At 41.7% G+C, this 17,892-nt stretch carries 18 protein-coding genes; 16 read left to right on the forward strand and 2 right to left on the reverse strand.

What is annotated here, in order from left to right:
* From liaF to O3644_RS09820, 5 genes are all read left to right on the forward strand, one after another.
* A partial coding sequence (liaF, locus tag O3644_RS09800) for a cell wall-active antibiotics response protein LiaF (protein WP_371595622.1) occupies nucleotides 1-567 on the forward strand: 567 nt, incomplete at its 5' end.
* Nucleotides 564-1,583, forward strand: a complete 1,020-nt coding sequence (locus tag O3644_RS09805) for a sensor histidine kinase (protein ID WP_048764536.1) — start codon at nucleotides 564-566, stop codon at nucleotides 1,581-1,583. The genes liaF and O3644_RS09805, both read left to right, overlap by 4 nt.
* Nucleotides 1,561-2,193 carry a response regulator transcription factor gene (locus tag O3644_RS09810; protein ID WP_048764538.1) on the forward strand — a complete coding sequence of 211 codons (633 nt, stop codon included), beginning with the start codon at nucleotides 1,561-1,563 and terminating at the stop codon, nucleotides 2,191-2,193. The genes O3644_RS09805 and O3644_RS09810 overlap by 23 nt, the downstream gene beginning before the upstream one ends.
* 37 nt (nucleotides 2,194-2,230) lie before the next feature.
* The gene (locus O3644_RS09815) at nucleotides 2,231-3,631 is read left to right on the forward strand and encodes a bifunctional Cof-type HAD-IIB family hydrolase/peptidylprolyl isomerase (RefSeq protein WP_048764540.1); all 1,401 of its coding nucleotides are present in this window, start codon (nucleotides 2,231-2,233) and stop codon (nucleotides 3,629-3,631) included.
* The gene (locus tag O3644_RS09820) at nucleotides 3,631-3,993 is read left to right on the forward strand and encodes a S1 RNA-binding domain-containing protein (protein ID WP_005591890.1); all 363 of its coding nucleotides are present in this window, start codon (nucleotides 3,631-3,633) and stop codon (nucleotides 3,991-3,993) included. The genes O3644_RS09815 and O3644_RS09820 overlap by 1 nt, the downstream gene beginning before the upstream one ends.
* A gap of 47 nt (nucleotides 3,994-4,040) precedes the next feature.
* Here O3644_RS09820 and cysK read toward each other — a convergent pair whose 3' ends face one another.
* Both cysK and O3644_RS09830 read right to left on the reverse strand, forming a co-directional pair.
* A complete protein-coding gene (cysK, locus tag O3644_RS09825; RefSeq protein ID WP_048764542.1) occupies nucleotides 4,041-4,970 on the reverse strand; it encodes a cysteine synthase A in 930 nt (309 codons plus the stop codon).
* A 116-nt stretch (nucleotides 4,971-5,086) separates the two neighbouring features.
* Entirely contained in the window at nucleotides 5,087-5,722 is a 636-nt protein-coding gene (locus O3644_RS09830; RefSeq protein WP_048764543.1) for a YigZ family protein, read from the reverse strand.
* Between the two features lie 56 nt (nucleotides 5,723-5,778).
* Here O3644_RS09830 and O3644_RS09835 point away from each other — a divergent pair, with 56 nt between their 5' ends.
* The 11 genes from O3644_RS09835 (at nucleotide 5,779) to nth (ending at nucleotide 17,851) form a co-directional block, all read left to right on the forward strand.
* Complete coding sequence (locus tag O3644_RS09835; RefSeq protein ID WP_048764545.1) at nucleotides 5,779-7,080, forward strand: DEAD/DEAH box helicase; 1,302 nt, start codon at nucleotides 5,779-5,781, stop codon at nucleotides 7,078-7,080.
* Nucleotides 7,077-7,742: a ComF family protein gene (locus O3644_RS09840; protein ID WP_048764546.1), complete on the forward strand. Its 666-nt coding sequence runs from the start codon at nucleotides 7,077-7,079 to the stop codon at nucleotides 7,740-7,742. Before O3644_RS09835 ends, O3644_RS09840 begins: the two co-directional genes overlap by 4 nt.
* An 81-nt stretch (nucleotides 7,743-7,823) precedes the next feature.
* Entirely contained in the window at nucleotides 7,824-8,366 is a 543-nt protein-coding gene (gene hpf / locus O3644_RS09845) for a ribosome hibernation-promoting factor, HPF/YfiA family (protein WP_045500914.1), read from the forward strand.
* Between the two features lie 149 nt (nucleotides 8,367-8,515).
* A complete protein-coding gene (locus O3644_RS09850; RefSeq protein WP_048764548.1) occupies nucleotides 8,516-11,629 on the forward strand; it encodes a DEAD/DEAH box helicase in 3,114 nt (1,037 codons plus the stop codon).
* Nucleotides 11,630-11,670: 41 nt separating this feature from the next.
* Nucleotides 11,671-12,342 carry a hypothetical protein gene (locus O3644_RS09855; RefSeq protein WP_048764550.1) on the forward strand — a complete coding sequence of 224 codons (672 nt, stop codon included), beginning with the start codon at nucleotides 11,671-11,673 and terminating at the stop codon, nucleotides 12,340-12,342.
* Nucleotides 12,343-12,374: 32 nt separating this feature from the next.
* Nucleotides 12,375-13,709, forward strand: coding sequence for a UDP-N-acetylmuramate--L-alanine ligase (gene murC / locus O3644_RS09860; RefSeq protein WP_005591898.1), 1,335 nt, complete (start codon nucleotides 12,375-12,377; stop codon nucleotides 13,707-13,709).
* 11 nt (nucleotides 13,710-13,720) lie between these two features.
* The gene (locus tag O3644_RS09865; RefSeq protein ID WP_048764551.1) at nucleotides 13,721-14,236 is read left to right on the forward strand and encodes a GNAT family N-acetyltransferase; all 516 of its coding nucleotides are present in this window, start codon (nucleotides 13,721-13,723) and stop codon (nucleotides 14,234-14,236) included.
* Nucleotides 14,233-14,730 carry a GNAT family N-acetyltransferase gene (locus O3644_RS09870; RefSeq protein WP_048764553.1) on the forward strand — a complete coding sequence of 166 codons (498 nt, stop codon included), beginning with the start codon at nucleotides 14,233-14,235 and terminating at the stop codon, nucleotides 14,728-14,730. The genes O3644_RS09865 and O3644_RS09870 overlap by 4 nt, the downstream gene beginning before the upstream one ends.
* Before the next feature lie 97 nt (nucleotides 14,731-14,827).
* A complete protein-coding gene (gene mltG / locus O3644_RS09875) occupies nucleotides 14,828-16,597 on the forward strand; it encodes an endolytic transglycosylase MltG (protein ID WP_371595623.1) in 1,770 nt (589 codons plus the stop codon).
* 64 nt (nucleotides 16,598-16,661) lie between these two features.
* The gene (greA, locus tag O3644_RS09880) at nucleotides 16,662-17,144 is read left to right on the forward strand and encodes a transcription elongation factor GreA (protein ID WP_005592281.1); all 483 of its coding nucleotides are present in this window, start codon (nucleotides 16,662-16,664) and stop codon (nucleotides 17,142-17,144) included.
* A gap of 77 nt (nucleotides 17,145-17,221) precedes the next feature.
* Nucleotides 17,222-17,851 carry an endonuclease III gene (gene nth / locus O3644_RS09885; protein WP_048764557.1) on the forward strand — a complete coding sequence of 210 codons (630 nt, stop codon included), beginning with the start codon at nucleotides 17,222-17,224 and terminating at the stop codon, nucleotides 17,849-17,851.
* The last annotated feature ends 41 nt before the right edge of the window (nucleotides 17,852-17,892 follow it).

Raw genomic sequence — 17,892 nt, forward strand, 5'->3', positions numbered from 1 at the left:
TATTTCGGCAAGCAGAGAGGCAATTCGCTATTAGTTGCGACCATGATTGTCTTCTTTTTCATTGTCATGCTCAATCCTTTTGTTATTGCCGCTGTCCTCTTCGCCTTGATTTACGGCATGATTGTGGCCTATCCTTATCTTTACAAAGAAAATCAAGAAACCCATCTTTTCTTTGAAGATGCGACCGAGGTTCGGGCTGAAAAAAATCGTTGGTTGGGGGATTTGCAGCATTTCTCAAAGGATGACTGCCAGTTTCATGACATCAATCTCTTGAGAATGATGGGAAAGGATACCATTCATTTAGAGGATGTCATTGTGGTTAATCATGATAATGTGATTGTGATTCGTAAGGGCTTTGGGGACACCAAGATTATCATCCCTTTAGATGTAGAAATCCAGCTTCAGATTAACACTTTGTATGGAGATTTGAATTTTTTAAATCATCCGCCACGCAAGCTGCGCAATGAAACGATTTCTCTGATGACGCCTGACTATAAGCGGGCCAGCAAAACGGTAAAAATTGTCTTGGTCAGCTTTTTAGGAAATGTGGAGGTTGTTAGAAAGTGAAAAAAACAAGTTATTTGGTCATTTTCCTCTATACTTTCTTTGTTTTAGGGATTATCTTTCATTACATTTTTAATCTTTTTAATTTAGAATGGCAAAAGCTTCTGAATAATCTGGAACTGCTCCAGTCCTTTGCCTTTTTTGTTCTGGTTTTGGGCTTAGCGCTGACTATTTTCTTGGCCGCTGCTGCGCGCTTTCTTCAGCATCTGTCCCTTTCTCAAGTTCAAAAGAATTTAAAAGCTATTTTAGAAGGCAGGGGCATACAAGAAACCGGGCAGGCAGAATTGGACGATTCTTTCGTCCACTTAAAAGAAAAGTTGGATAGTTTAACCGAAAATTTGCAGAAATCTGAGAATCAGGCCTTGCAGGCCGAAGAGAAGATTATTGAAAAAGAACGCAGGCGGATTGCTCGCGATTTGCATGATACGGTCAGTCAGGAGTTATTTGCTGCTAATATGATTCTCTCAGGCGTTGCTGGAAATGTGGAGCGTCTGGATAAAGACAATCTCCAGCAGCAGTTAAAGGGAATTGCAGACATTCTAGATACAGCGCAAAAAGACTTGCGGATCTTGCTCTTACATTTACGTCCGACAGAGTTGGAAAATCGGACCTTGGTAGAGGGCATGAATGTCTTAATCAAAGAGTTGACAGATAAGTCGGACTTGACTGTCCAGTTTAAGCATGAGGTGGTCAGCCTGCCCAAGCAGATAGAGGAGCATATTTTTAGGATTATCCAAGAAATAATCAATAATACCTTGCGCCATGCTCAGGCCAGTCGTCTGGACATCTATCTCTATCAGACGCCAAATAGACTCAAACTCAAGGTTTCTGATGACGGAATCGGCTTTGATCCAGCTAGCTTGGCTGACATGAGTTATGGTTTGAAAAATATTGAAGATCGAGTGCATGATATGGCTGGAACCTTGAAGATTCTAACGGCTCCTAAAAAAGGAGTTTCTATCGAAGTCAGTGTTCCATTGTTAGAGGGGGAAAAGGATGAGAATATTACTAGTGGATGACCATCAAATGGTCAGATTGGGCTTGAAAAGCTTTTTTGAATTACAGGACGATATTGAAGAAGTAACAGAGGCTACAAATGGTAGAGAAGGTGTCGAAAAGGCTCTGGAAAACCGTCCAGATGTGATTATGATGGATATTGTTATGCCGGAGATGAGCGGCATTGATGCCACCTTGGCTATCTTGAAAGAATGGCCAGAGGCAAAGATTTTGATTTTGACATCCTATCTGGACAATGAAAAAATCTATCCAGTGTTGGATGCGGGTGCTCGTGGCTATATGTTGAAGACTTCTAGTGCGGATGAAATTCTCCATGCCGTCAGAAAGGTTGCAAAGGGTGAATTTGCCATTGAAACAGAAGTCAGTAAGAAGGTCGAATACCATCGGAATCATATAGAGCTTCACGAGGATTTGACAGCGCGGGAGCGGGATATTTTGGGGCTTCTAGCTAAGGGTTATGAAAACCAGAGGATTGCTGACGAGCTCTTTATTTCCTTGAAAACGGTCAAGACGCATGTGTCCAATATTTTGTCTAAGCTAGAAGTGAGCGATCGGACCCAGGCAGTTGTCTATGCTTTTCAGCATCACCTTGTTCCGCAAGATGATTTTTAATGATATAATAGAGAAGATTAAATTGAAAGAGGAAGATATGAAGGCGAAATTAAAATATAAGGCAAAAAAGATTAAGATTGTTTTCTTTGATATCGATGATACCTTGCGGGTCAAGGAAACGGGCTTCATCCCAGAGTCGATCAAAGTTGTATTTAAGCAGCTGAGAGAAAAGGGAATTCTGACAGGAATTGCTTCTGGTCGTGGCATTTTTGGAGTTGTTCCAGAAATTCGTGACTTGGATCCTGATTTTTTTGTTACCTTGAATGGGGCTTATGTTGAAAATAGAAAAGGCGAAGTCATTGCGAAAACGGTCATTCCACAAGAGTGTGTGGAATCCTATATCGCTTGGACCAAGGAAGTGGGCATTGAGTACGGTTTGGTAAGTAGTCACGAAGCGGCTTTGTCTGTTCGCAATCCTATGATTTCGTCAGCAATTGATATCATTTATCCAGATCTGGCTGTCAATCCTGATTTTTACCAAAATCATGAAATTTATCAAATGTGGACTTTTGAGGATGTAGGCGACAGTTTGCAGTTGCCAGAAGATTTGGCCGAGTCTCTTCGTATGGTACGTTGGCATGAGCATTCATCGGATGTCGTACTAAAAGAAGTTTCAAAGGCAGCTGGCGTTGCCAAGGTCGTGGAACACCTAGGCTTCAAACCAGAAAATGTTTTAGTTTTTGGCGACGGACTCAATGATTTAGAATTATTTGACTATGCAGGGCTCAGTATTGCTATGGGAGTTTCCGATGAAGAGCTAAAGAAAAAAGCTGATTTCGTCACAAAAACGGTCGAAGAAGACGGCATTTTTGATGCTTTGGAGCAATTGGGCATGGTGGAGAAAGAATTGAACTTCCCACAGCTCCATCTTAACGAGGTTCAAGGTCCAATTGCAAAGATCAAGACAAATCATGGTGAACTGAAGATTCAACTCTTCCCAGAGCAAGCGCCCAAAACAGTTGCCAACTTTATCGCCTTATCAAAGGATGGCTACTATGACGGAGTAATCTTCCACCGAGTTATCAAAGATTTTATGATTCAGGGGGGCGATCCGACAGGTACTGGCATGGGTGGAGAGTCCATCTACGGTGAACGCTTTGAAGATGAGTTTTCACCGGAGCTTTACAATATTCGTGGTGCCCTATCAATGGCGAATGCTGGACCGAATACCAATGGCAGTCAGTTCTTTATTGTCCAAAATAGCAGTCTTCCTTATTCAACCAAGGAACTGACTCGGGGAGGATGGCCGAAGCCGATCGCTGAAGTTTATGCTAGCAAGGGTGGGACACCGCATTTGGACCGTCGACACACTGTGTTTGGTCAACTGGTGGATGAGGCATCTTATGGAGTTTTGGATAAAATTGCAGCGGTTGAAACAGCTTCAATGGATAAACCACTTGAGGATGTTGTCATTGAGACGATTGAGGTTATAGACTAATGAAAATCGGAGATAAGTTAAAGGGCAAAATTACTGGAATTCAGCCCTACGGTGCCTTTGTCGAACTAGAAAGCGGTCTGATTGGCCTCATTCATATTTCTGAGATTCGGACGGGCTATATTGACAATATTCACGATATTTTGAAAATTGGTGATCAGGTTCTTGTGCAGGTAGTGGATTATGATGAGTTTTCTGGTAAGGCCAGCTTATCGATGCGAACCTTGGAGGAGGAAAAACATCGTTTACCGAGACGACATCGCTTTTCAAATGATCGTTGTAAAATTGGATTTGCGCCCTTAGGTAAGCAATTGCCAATCTGGATAAGGGAAGCCAAAGCTTTTCTGAAAGAACAAAAAGAGTAAAAAATTCCTACCCAAACGGGTAGGAATTTTGTTAACTCTTTTCACTATTAAGCGTCAAATTCGTAGAGAGCGGTAGATAGGTAACGCTCACCATTATCAGGTGCTAGGGCAAGGACTTTTTTACCAGCTCCTAGTTTTTTAGCGACTTCAATGGCTGCAAAAATAGCCGCAGCAGATGAAATTCCGACTAGGAAACCTTCCTGACCACCAATATAGCGTCCCAATTCTAGCGCTTGCTCGGAAGTCACGCGGACAATACCATCATAGGCTGCTGTATCCAAGGTTTCTGGAATGAAGCCAGCTGAAAGTCCTTGGATTTTGTGAGGACCTGGTTTCTCACCAGAAAGGATAGCAGATTCGTCTGCTTCAACCGCATAGACTTGGATATTCGGATTCGCTTTTTTAAGAGCATGAGAGACACCAGAGATAGTCCCACCAGTTCCGACACCACCGACAAAAGCGTCCAGTCCAGTTTCACCGAAAGCAGCGATAACTTCTGCTCCTGTTGTTCGTTCGTGAACCTCTGGATTAGCCGGATTGTTAAACTGCAGTGGCAACCAGCCATTTCGTTCTTTCGCGATTTCTTCTGCCTTGGCAATAGCCCCTTTCATTCCTTCGCTACCCGGAGTCAAAACTAGCTCTGCCCCATAAGCTTGGATAATCTTGCGGCGCTCCACACTCATGGTTTCTGGCATGACAATGACAACCTTGTAGCCTTTAGCAGCCCCAACCCATGAAAGACCAATACCAGTATTTCCGCTGGTTGCTTCCACAATAGTATCGCCAGGCTTGATAAGGCCATCGCGTTCAGCGGCCTCAATCATGCTGAGAGCAATCCGGTCTTTGACAGAAGAGCCAGGATTGAAGGCTTCTAACTTGACGTAAACCTCAGCAGCTCCTTCAGGAACGATATTATTTAATTTAACAATTGGCGTTCTTCCAACTAATTCTGTGATATTTTGATAAATGTTTGCCATTTTTCCTACCTCAATACTTTAATGAGACTAGTATAAGCTGAAAGTAGCACTTTGTAAAATATAAAAAAGCTATGACCACGATAAAAATTCTTTATCACTAGGCCTAGCTGTTAAGATTATTCAACTGTTAAAGGAATTTCAACCTCGCGCAAACCTTGATCATCAATTTGGATTTTGCCATTGAAAAACTCGATTAATTTCTGCTCTAGCGTTTCTTTCTCTTGTTTGTCAATATAGATGGTTGTGGCAACTAGATCTGTGAACTCTGTATCGAATTCGATCAGATCTTCGGCTTTCAAAAAGTTATCGAAGTTTTGGTACTGGCTGTAAGACATTTTGAGGCGTAAGCCGGCCTGTTCCTTGATCTCAATGAGACCAATTTCTTTGATTGCCAAGGCGACGCTGCCTGCATAAGCTCGAATGAGTCCGCCAGCTCCTAGCTTAATCCCGCCAAAATAGCGTGTGACCACAAAGCAGACATTGGTCAGTTGGTGATTCTCCATGACAGCGAGCATAGGAACGCCTGCTGTACCGCTGGGCTCACCGTCATCACTGGTTCGTTTGATCTCACTTTTTTCTCCGACAATAAAAGCAGAGCAATTATGAGTGGCTTTATAGTGATCTTTTTTGATGGCCGCAATAAAATCCCGAGCTTCCTCTTCTGAGTAAACGCGCTTGGCGTGGCAAATGAAACGAGATTTTTTAATTTCTTCTTGGGCTTGGCCGTCTTGTCTAATTGTTCTATATTCCATAGTTTTATTGTACACAAAAAAATAGATTTTTCCAAAAGTTTTACGAATAAAAAAGTATGTTAGAAAGAAATGATTGCCTAGGTAGAATATTTACAGAAGATCAGCTCAGTCCTGAACTGCGTATGCAGGCCCAGCAGCTGCCCAGTATGCGAGAGGAAAGGAAGAAGTTGTTTTGCAGCCGCTGTGGCTCTCAAGTGGACAAGGAGAACTACCAACTACCTGTCAATGCCTACTATTGCAGGGAATGTCTGATTTTGGGGCGAGTTCGGAGTGATCAAGAACTCTACTATTTCCCGCAGGAAGATTTTCCAGAAAATCAGGTACTCAAGTGGCAGGGGCAATTAACAACCTTTCAAGAGAAAGTTTCTCAGGGACTGTTAGAGTCAGTTGCTCAAAAGCAGAATAGCCTAGTCCATGCAGTGACTGGGGCGGGCAAAACGGAAATGATTTATCAGGTGATTGCAGAAGTGATTGATCGTGGAGGTGCCGTTTGCCTAGCCAGCCCTCGGATTGATGTCTGTTTGGAGCTTTATCGCCGGCTCAAGCTGGATTTTGCCTGCCCTATTTCACTTTTGCATGGCGAATCCGATCCATATTTTCGTAGTCCCTTGGTCATTGCTACTACCCATCAGCTCCTCAAATTTTATCGAGCTTTTGATTTGCTAATTGTGGATGAAGTAGATGCTTTTCCTTATGTGGACAATCCTGTGCTCTATCATGCTGTGGAGCAGTCGGTCAAGGAGGAGGGAACCACTATCTTCTTAACTGCCACTTCGACGGATGAGCTAGATAGAAAAGTTCAAAAAGGAGAATTAAAACGACTCAGCCTTCCTCGTCGCTTCCATGGCAATCCTTTGATTGTGCCACAAAAAGTTTGGCTGGCAGATTTTCAAAAATATCTATCGAAAAAGAAACTACCGCCTAAATTGAAGAAATATATCGAGAGACAGAGAAAAACAGGCTTTCCCTTACTGATCTTTGCCTCGGAAATCAAAAGAGGTCAAGAATTTGCGCAAGTTTTGGAGGAGATATTTCCAGCGGAAAGAGTTGGATTTGTAGCTTCAACAACTGAAGATCGTTTAGAAATCGTTGAAGAGTTTCGCAAGCGAAAAATCACCATTTTGGTCACGACGACCATCCTAGAGCGTGGAGTGACCTTTCCCTGTGTAGATGTCTTTGTTCTGGAAGCCAACCATCGTCTCTTTAGCCGTAGCGCCTTGGTGCAAATTTCTGGTCGAGTGGGACGTAGCATGGAGAGGCCGACGGGAGATTTATTCTTCTTTCACGACGGCACTACACGTTCAATCGAAAAGGCGATTCGTGAAATCAAGCTGATGAATAAGGAGGCTGGCTTATGAGAAATTGCCTGTTATGCAGCCAGGCAGTAGAAGAAAATAGGACTTTTTCTTCCTTGATTTTATTTCAAAAAGAACAAAATACAATTTGTAAACATTGTCGAGCAGGATTTGAAGCGATTTCCTCTATCCATTGCCCACGTTGCTGGAAGGATGGGGAAGCGAAAGTCTGCTCGGATTGTCAAATATGGGAAGCGCAAGGCTATGTAGTTCAGCATCAGGCCTGTTTTCTTTATAATGACTTGATGAAGGATTACTTTAGCAAATACAAGTTTCAAGGGGATTATCTTCTGAGATTTGTGTTTGCAGAAGTTCTCAAAAAAAGCCTCAGAAATTTCAAAAAATATACTCTGGTTCCTATTCCAGTCAGCCCTGAAAAATACCAAAGTCGAGGTTTTAATCAGGTAGAAGGCTTCTTGCAAGCAGCTGGCTTGCCTTATAAACAGTTGCTTGAAAAGCAGGATGCGCTTGCCCAATCCAGTAAAAATCGGCAAGAACGTTTAAAAAGCCAGCAATGTTTCACATTGGTAAAAGATGTTTGTTTGCCAGATAAAATTTTATTGATAGACGATGTGTATACGACTGGAAAAACTTTGCAATTGGCTCGAGAATTATTGCTGGAAGCAGGTGTGAAAGAAGTTTTGACATTTTCACTCGCAAGATAAGAAAATATTTGCAAAAAAAGAATGAAAGCGTTATAATGATATTGTAAATAAAACATTTATGTTTAGAAAGAAGGTACTTATATGCTTAAATATAGTATCCGTGGTGAAAACCTAGAAGTAACTGATGCTCTCCGTGACTACGTAGTTTCTAAACTTGAGAAGATTGAGAAGTATTTCCAAGCAGAGCAAGAACTTGATGCACGGGTAAATTTGAAAGTGTACCGGGAGAAGACGGCGAAAGTCGAAGTAACGATTCCTCTTGGTTCTATTACCCTTCGGGCAGAAGATGTTTCGCAAGATATGTACGGATCTATCGACCTAGTTATCGATAAGATTGAACGTCAGATTCGTAAGAATAAGACAAAGATTGAAAAGAAAAATCGGAATAAGGTTGCAACTAGCCAGTTGTTCACTGATGCTTTAGTAGAAGAAGCTGATGCAGCATCTTCCAAAGTAGTACGTTCTAAGCATATTGATTTGAAACCAATGGATCTAGATGAAGCTATTTTGCAAATGGATTTGTTGGGACATGACTTCTTCATCTACACAGATGTTGAAGATAGTACAACGAATGTTATCTATCGTCGTGAAGATGGAGATATCGGTTTGTTAGAAGTTAAATAATGTAGCAAAGCCGTCCAATGGACGGCTTTTTGTTGTAGAGAAAGCTCTCGCTCATTCTACTCTAAATAATGTTTACAAATAAAGAAATTCTATTTCGTTTTTATAGCTGTCCTATGGTATAATAAAGGGATAAATGTTAGGTGGTAGGTATGGCTAAATTAATTCCTGGTAAAATTCGAACGGAAGGAATTGCCCTCTGTGATAGCAAAAAAGTCGAAATTCTTGACGTCAAAGATTCCTTTTTATACACGCGCGTGGATCAGTACAATCTACGCTATAGTCTAGATGATGATGCAGTTTTCTGCTCCTGTGATTTTTTTCAAAAGAAGAAGTACTGCGCCCATCTGGCTGCCTTGGAATATTTTTTGAAAAATGATCCAGCAGGTAAAGATCTGCTGGCGAAGATGACAGAAAAAGAGTCTTCTAGTCAGGAAGCCCAGAAATTGGTTTCTTTTGGTAGCCTTTTTTTGGATAAGATTTTGCTAGATAAATCCAGTCAGCAAGTCCGCTATGAGCTATCAGCGACTGGACAGGAAGATATTTACACAGGACAATTTTTATGGAGTCTGCGGATTAGCCGTCTGCCGGATGAGCGCTCTTATGTAGTGCGTGATATTTTGTCCTTTTTGAGAACCTTGAATAAGGGTGGACATTATCAAATCGGTAAGAACTACTATGAGCCTATCCGAATGGAGAATTTTGATGAAGCTAGTCAAGACCTACTAGAATTTTTACGAGGCTTGGTGACGGATTATAAGGGACAGGACTCTTCGTTGGTCTTTCCCAATGCTGGGCGGCACCTTTATTTTCCAGCCAGTCTTTTTGAGGAAGGCGTGACTCGATTGATGAATCTTGCTTCGTTCCGTTTGGAATATAGCTTCTATGATTATGCTGAGGTATTTTTCCAAGACTTGCATGAAGAAGCGGGAATTTATCAGTTTGAGGTGCAAGAGCGTGAAAACTTTTTTGAGCTGCTGATATCTGAAAAGAATTATAAGATGCTCTATGGGGGGCAATTTATCTTTCATAATCAGACCTTCTATCAACTGACAGCTCAGCAGACCAAGTTAGTCAAGGCATTACAGGAATTGCCGATTGAGCAAGAGCGCGTCAAGCGCCTGCAGTTTGATGTGTCTGAGCAGTCCAAACTGGCAGTGAGTCTGCTTGAGTTTAAAAAAATTGGCCGTGTGACAGCACCTGAGCGACTGTTCATTCATGATTTTACCGTTGATTTCGATTTTAATTTGGGGGCTGACAAGCAAGTATTGCTGGATCTTGTCTTTGATTATGGTAGTCAGACTGTCACCAGTCTTGAAGAGCTGAGAAAGCTACCTTTTGCCAGCAATTTTGAGCGGGAACAGCAAGTTTTTAAAGCAATGCTGGAGGCAGGTTTTGCAGATGATTTTATCAGCCAGCGTCCGCCTTTACGACCCGAAGAAATTTACCGTTTCTTCTCTGTCTTGATTCCGCGCTTTAGAGCATTGGGTAATGTCTACTTGTCAGATGAGCTGCAAAGTCTATCACAAACAGCACCTCCGAAGGTTTCCATCAGTATGAATGGTGGACTCTTGGATATTGGCTTTGACTTTACTGGTATTGATCAGTCTGAGGTAGATGATGTTCTAGATTCGCTGATGAGCCAAAAGGATTACTTTATCAGCAAGACGGGTCAAGTTGTGATTTTTGATGAGAATAGTAAGCGAATCAGCCAGACCCTGCAACAATTGAGAAGCAAACACTCCCGAAATGGGGTCATCCAAACGCATAGCCTGGCTGCCTATCAACTCTCTGAATTGTTCAAAGATCAGGAAAGGGTTGACTTGTCGGAGGATTTTCGCCAGCTGGCTTATGATTTGACCCACCCAGAGGATTTTCCTCTGCCTAAGCTGAAAGTTCAGGCAGAGCTTCGAGATTATCAAGGAACGGGTGTAAAATGGCTATCCATGCTGAATAAATATGGATTTGGTGGCATTCTAGCCGATGACATGGGCTTGGGAAAGACCCTTCAGACCATTTCTTTCTTGACTGCTCATTTGACCAAGTCTAAGAAAGTTTTGATTTTGGCGCCGTCGAGTCTAATTTACAACTGGAGCGATGAGTTTGCCAAATTTGCTCCAGACTTGGATGTGGCTGTTGTGTATGGACTGAAAAATGTCCGAGATGCTGTGATTGCAGAAGACCATCAGATTACCATTACCAGCTACGCTTCCTTTAGACAAGATGTAGAAGAGTATCAAGGGCTTCATTTTGATTATTTAATTTTGGACGAAGCACAGGTCATGAAGAATGACCAGAGCAAGATTGCTCAATATCTGAGAGCATTTGAGGTGGAGCGGACGTATGCCTTGTCTGGCACGCCGATTGAAAATCATCTCGGCGAGCTTTGGTCTATTTTCCAGATTGTCCTTCCGGGCTTATTACCGAGCAAGAAAGCTTTTTTGAAGATGCCGGCAGAAACAGTTGCCCGCTATATTAAACCCTTTGTCATGAGGCGTAAGAAAGAAGAAGTCTTGCAAGAACTTCCTGATTTGATTGAGGTTTCTTACCGTAACGAACTTGCAGACAGCCAGAAAACGATTTATCTAGCCCTGCTCAAGCAAATGCAGGAGCGAATTCTTCATGCAACGGAGGAAGAAATCAATCGCAGCAAAATTGAAATCTTGTCTGGTCTTATGCGACTCCGTCAAATTTGTGATACTCCCAAGCTTTTTATGGATGATTACGATGGGGAAAGCGGCAAGCTGGAAAGTTTGCGGGAGCTGTTAGAGCAGATCCAAGACGGTGATCATCGTGTTCTGATATTTTCACAATTCCGTGGTATGCTAGATATTATTGAGCAAGAACTGAACCAGATGGGAATGGAGTCCTTCAAAATCACAGGCTCGACTCCAGCAAAAGAACGTCAGGAGATGACCAAAGCCTTTAATCAAGGAGAAAGATCAGCCTTTCTGATTTCTCTTAAAGCTGGTGGTGTCGGTCTCAATCTAACTGGTGCAAATACTGTTATTTTAGTGGATCTTTGGTGGAATCCTGCAGTAGAAGCCCAAGCTATTGGTCGGGCTCATCGTATCGGGCAGGAACGGAATGTAAAAGTTTATCGTATGATTACACGGGGGACTATTGAAGAAAAAATTCAGGAATTACAGGACACCAAACGAAATCTGGTTTCAACGATTCTAGATGGTGCAGAGTCTCGCTCTAGTCTTTCGATGGAAGAAATTCGAGAAATTCTTGGAATTTCTTCTGAATCGCTTGAAAAATAGTTTGAATAGTTTATAATAATGAAGAGTTGAAAGGACATGCTATGACAAATACTAAATTTCCTATAATTGCTGATGACGAAATCATGTTGACAGAAATGCCACACATGAATTTGTACGATGAGTTGGATCTGATTAGCAACATTAAAGGGGACTATCAGGACCGTAATTATTTAGAATGGATGCCGATTGCTAAGCCAGAAAGTCCTGCTCATGCTACTCCTAGTCAAACTGTAAGTAAAGCTAGAAAGAAGCAAGCTCCAGTTACGGACTTTAAAAAGCCAATTGATAAGAAAGATCCAGCTATTCGCTATGCTGAGCAAGCACGAGAAGAAGCTCGGGCTGATCTGAGGAAAAAACGTTCGGCTGCTTATTTGACAAGCAAGCTCCCAAATAAGGTTCGTAGTCGGAAAGTGGCCCCTCCTTTTGAGGGAAATCCAGTTAAACCAACAGCCCCTTTCCAAAAGGAAAATCCGGGTGAGTTAACGAAGTTCAGTGATAAGCTAAAGCAAGATAGCTATATATTAGCGGATGTTCAGTCTCAACCTCTCATAGAAGTACCAACGAATCCAGAAAAAAATAAAAAGAATAACTACGATTTTCTCAAAACCAGCCAAGTCTATAACAAGGGCAAGAAGCGAGAAAAACACAATAAGCATAAAAAAGCACAGGAATTGGACATCACCAAGTTGAGTTCAGATGCCCAAGGGCAATAAGGCTTCAGTTATTTAAGATTTAAGGAGTAATCATGACGAAAACCTATCATTTTATCGGAATTAAGGGCTCAGGTATGAGCGCTTTGGCTTTGATGTTACATCAGATGGGCCATAAGGTTCAGGGAAGCGATGTTGATAAATATTATTTCACTCAGCGTGGTCTGGAGCAGGCTGGGATTCCCATTTTGCCTTTCGATGAGAAAAATCTCCAGTCAGATTTTGAAATTATTGCCGGTAATGCCTTCCGTCCAGATAACAATGTGGAAATTGCCTATGCAGATGCCAATGGTATTAGCTACAAGCGCTACCATGAATTTTTGGGTAGCTTTATGCGTGACTTTGTCAGCTTAGGTGTGGCTGGTGCTCACGGGAAAACTTCGACAACGGGTATTCTTTCTCATGTTCTGTCTAATATCACAGATACTAGCTATCTAATTGGGGACGGTACAGGTCGCGGTTCTGCTAATGCCAAGTATTTTGTCTTTGAATCAGACGAGTACGAACGTCATTTTATGCCTTATCATCCGGAATATTCGATCATCACCAATATTGACTTCGATCATCCGGATTATTTCACAAGCTTGGAAGATGTCTTTAACGCTTTCAATGATTACGCCAAGCAGATTACAAAAGGGCTCTTCGTTTATGGAGAAGACGAGCAACTACGCCGTATTACTTCAAATGCGCCGATTTATTACTATGGCTTCAAGGAAGAGGGAAATGACTTTGTCGCTCACGATCTCTTGCGTTCTACCAGCGGTTCAGGATTTAAAGTTTCTTTCCGTGGGCAAGAGCTGGGTGAGTTCCAGATTCCAAGCTTTGGCCGTCACAACATTATGAATGCGACTGCGGTCATCGGTCTCCTCTACATTGCAGGTATTGACTTGAATCTAGTAAGGGAACATCTCAAGACCTTTAGTGGGGTTAAGCGCCGCTTTACAGAAAAGATTGTCAACGACACAGTCATTATTGATGACTTTGCCCATCATCCAACGGAAATTATCGCGACTCTGGATGCAGCCCGTCAGAAGTATCCAAGCAAGGAAATCGTTGCCATCTTCCAGCCGCACACCTTCACTCGGACCATTGCTCTCTTGGACGAATTTGCGGAAGCCCTCAATCAGGCTGACTCAGTCTATTTAGCTCAGATTTACGGATCTGCGCGTGAGGTGGACAAAGGCGATGTTAAGGTCGAAGATTTGGCTGAAAAGATTGTGAAGCGTGCCAAGGTTATTGATGTGGACAATGTCTCTCCACTTCTTGACCACGATAATGCCGTTTATGTCTTTATGGGAGCTGGTGACATCCAGACCTATGAATATTCCTTTGAACGTCTCTTGTCTAATCTGACTAGCAACGTTCAGTAGGAGGCACCTGGATGGAAGCACCGATTCGAATCAGACAGGTTGACTTGAGCGACTGGGAGGAAATTCTTGCAATTGAGCAGCTGAATTTTCCAGCAGCGGAAGCAGCCAGTTCAGAAGTTCTCAAAGAGCGAATTGAGCAGATTCCAGATACTTTTTTGCTAGCAGAGCTGCATGGTGAGCTGGCGGGCTATATTGTTGGACCAGCTGTTCAGGCGCGATATTTGACAGATGACCTCTTTAGCAAGGTGGGTGCTAATTCTCCAGAAGGTGGCTTCATTGCCGTCCAAAGTCTGTCCGTCCATCCTGATTTTCAGAGGCAGGGAGTCGGAACCTTATTGCTTGCAGCTCTCAAGGAAATAGCTGTTCAGCAAAATCGAGAGGGCATTAGCCTAACCTGTCATGATGAGCTGATACCTTATTATGAGATGAATGGTTTCGTCCACGAAGGGATTTCTGACTCAACTCACGGTGGGACTATCTGGTCAAATATGGTATGGGAAAATCCTGATTTTAAGGAGAAAGAATGATTATCCGTCAAGCTCAAATGGCTGACTTAGATGCCATTTATGCTATCGAATTGGAAAATTTTAGTCCAGAAGAGGCTATTAGTCGTGAAATACTGGCGAAACACATTGAAAAGATTTCCTCAACTTTTTTGGTTGCAGAAAAAAATGGCAAGATTTTGGGCTATTTAGAAGGTCCTGTCCGACCAGAACGCTATTTAAAAGATATTTCCTTTACGGAGGACGTTGAAGATTATAGCTATCTGGCTGGCGGATTTATCTCTGTGACTAGTCTATCTATTTCTAAAGAAGCACAGGGTTTAGGTGTAGGAAAAGCCTTGTTGGACACTATGAAGGAAATTGCGATTGCTGATGAACGCCACGGTATTAATCTCACTTGTCATGATTATTTGATAGCCTATTATGAGAAGCATGGCTTCGTCAATGAAGGACCTTCGTCCTCAACTTATGCAGATGAAGTATGGTTTGATATGGTTTGGGAAAATCCCCAGATATAACTTTCATAAATAATATAGTTTTAAAAGTCGGATATGATTGCATTTATCTGACATTTAAGATATAATGTTAGGGATTATGAAGAAGGAGATCAAGTTTTTGACTGAAAATTCACAGGATAACGAAAAGACGCTGAGTTTTAAAGAGAAGATTTTGAATGAGTTGGCAGCAGCCAATGGTACCCAAAATCACTCAGTTCAGGAAGAAGCGCAGCCTCTTTTAGGTAAAGAAATGGAATTGGCGGAGAGCTTGGAATCTCTCGTTTCTGCTGTTGAAAAATCTCATGAGGTTCTAGAGAAGGATACTTCAGTAGAGGAAGAACCTAGTAAGATCAAAGTAGAAGAGCCAATGGGAAAAAGCGATCCTACTGTTCATACTCAGGCAGATGTGCTAGAAAATATAGTTCGTAATTCTACGATTTCGGAAGTTCCATCAAATGTTGATGGACCAGGACAAGCTGATGTTGCTAAGAAGGAAAGTATAGAGTCTGGAGAAGTTCAAACTTCTGTGGCTCATTCAGAAGCTTATCAAGAAAAGGCAGCACCAGTTGCAGATGAGATAAAAGAAACAGTGTTACCTGATTCAAACACTACAGATGAAAGAGAAGCTAAAAAAGACTTTTCTACTGCAGAACCAACGCTAAGCCGTAGAGATGTTGCTCATGGAAAGAAACGTTCACGTGCAGATCGTACCAATAGTAGTAAAAAGAAAAAACGTAAAAACGGCCTAGCCAATCGAATCGTGATGACAGTCTTGGTACTTTTCCTATTGGGCCTTGGTATTACTGGTTTTGTGGGATACAATTATGTTTCCTCTGCGCTGAAACCAGTAGATGCCAAATCAACAGAGTATGTGACAGTGGAAATTCCTGCCGGTTCTAGCACCAAACAAATCGGAGAGATTTTAGAAAAGAAAGGCCTAATTAAGAACGCTCAAGTCTTTAATCTTTATTCAAAAATCAGAAGTTATGGTAATTTTCAATCTGGTTACTATAATCTTCAAAAGAGTATGGACTTAGACACGATTGCTAAGCAATTACAAGAAGGTGGAACAGATACACCACAGCCTCCAGTTCTTGGCAAGATAACAATTCCTGAGGGATACACTTTGGAGCAAATTGCCGAAGCAACTACTGTCAATGCTGCAAAAACTGCGAACAAGAATACTAAAACACCATTCAGCAAGGAAGATTTTCTAAATAAAGCTCAAGATGAAGATTTTATTGCAAAAATGGCAGCTAAATATCCGCAGCTTCTAGCAACTTTGCCGAGCAAGGATAGTGGTGTTAAATATCGTCTTGAAGGTTATCTTTTCCCAGCTACTTATGATTATGGAAAAGAAACCACGGTTGAAGAACTGATTGAGCAAATGCTGGCTGCTATGAATACCAATCTATCGCAGTATTACTCAATAATTGAGTCTAAGAATCTGACGGTCAATGATGTTTTGACCCTCGCCTCTTTAGTTGAAAAAGAGGGATCAACTGATCAGGATCGCAAAGATATCGCGAGCGTCTTTTATAATCGTTTGAACCAAGCTATGCCACTTCAGAGCAATATTGCGCTTCTTTATGCTCAAGGAAAACTTGGTCAAAAGACAACTCTTAAAGAAGATGCTGAAATCGATACAAATCTTGACTCGCCTTATAATGTGTACAAGAAGCAAGGTTTGATGCCTGGTCCAGTAGATAGTCCAAGCCTATCTGCTATCGAAGCTACTATTAATCCAAGTAAGACAGAGTACTTGTATTTTGTAGCAAATGTGGAAACAGGGGCTGTATATTTTGCAAATACTTACGAAGAACACGCTAAGAATGTGGAAGAACACGTTAATAGCAAATTAAACCAATCAGGTGAAAGTTCTAACTAAATTATGTGGTTTTCCACATAATTTTGTTTTATCAAAAAATAGAAAGAAGAGAGAAAATAAAGTAATGGCTGAAAAAACTTATCCTATGACCCTTGTAGAAAAGGAAAAATTAGAACAAGAATTAGAAGAATTGAAATTGGTTCGACGTCCAGAAGTAGTAGAACGCATTAAAATTGCTCGTTCTTACGGAGATTTATCAGAAAATAGTGAATATGAAGCAGCAAAGGATGAGCAGGCTTTCGTTGAAGGACAAATTTCAAGTCTGGAGACTAAAATTCGCTATGCTGTGATTGTTGATAGCGATTCAGTTGCTAAAGATGAAGTTGCCATCGGTAAAACTGTTACTATTCAAGAAGTCGGTGAGACTGAAGAAGAAGTATACATTATCGTTGGTTCAGCTGGTGCGGATGCCTTTGCGGGAAAAGTTTCAAATGAAAGTCCAATTGGTCAAGCATTGATTGGTAAGAAGACTGGTGATATTGCAACAGTAGAAACACCAGTTGGCAGTTATGACGTCAAAATACTAAAAGTTGAAAAAACAGTCTAAGAAAGGTCGAGCACGCTCGGCTTTTTCTTTATCAATTTATGCTATAATATAGAACAAACAAAGGAGATTGTATACTGATGGTTTTATCAAAAAAACGAGCACGCCATGTCATCGAGGAGATCATTGCCCTATTTCCTGATGCCAAACCGAGTTTAGATTTTAGAAATCACTTTGAGCTACTCGTGGCAGTCATGTTATCCGCTCAAACGACAGATGCTGCAGTTAATAAAGCTACACCGAATCTATTTTTAGCTTATCCTACTCCAGAAGCTATGGCAGCAGCGTCCGAGGCAGATATTGCCAAGCACATTTCGCGTTTAGGACTTTATCGAAATAAGGCCAAATTTCTGAAAAAATGTGCCCAGCAACTCTTGAACGATTTCAATGGTCAAGTGCCTCAGACTCGGGAAGAATTAGAAAGTTTAGCTGGGGTGGGGCGTAAGACAGCTAACGTGGTCATGAGTGTAGGGTTTGGTATTCCAGCTTTTGCCGTTGATACACATGTTGAACGCATTTGTAAACACCACGATATTGTCAAAAAGTCAGCAACTCCTTTAGAAGTTGAAAAACGTGTTATGGATGTTCTCCCGCCTGAACGCTGGCTAGCTGCGCATCAGGCTATGATCTACTTTGGTCGGGCTATTTGCCATCCCAAAAATCCAGAGTGCGAACTCTATCCTCAACTTTACAATTTTGATCATGTTTAAGATAGAGTCTTTAGATACAAATTTTTACTAGGCGATGAGCG

It is taken from the genome of Streptococcus sp. 27098_8_113 (assembly GCF_041432545.1).
GTDB lineage: Bacteria > Bacillota > Bacilli > Lactobacillales > Streptococcaceae > Streptococcus.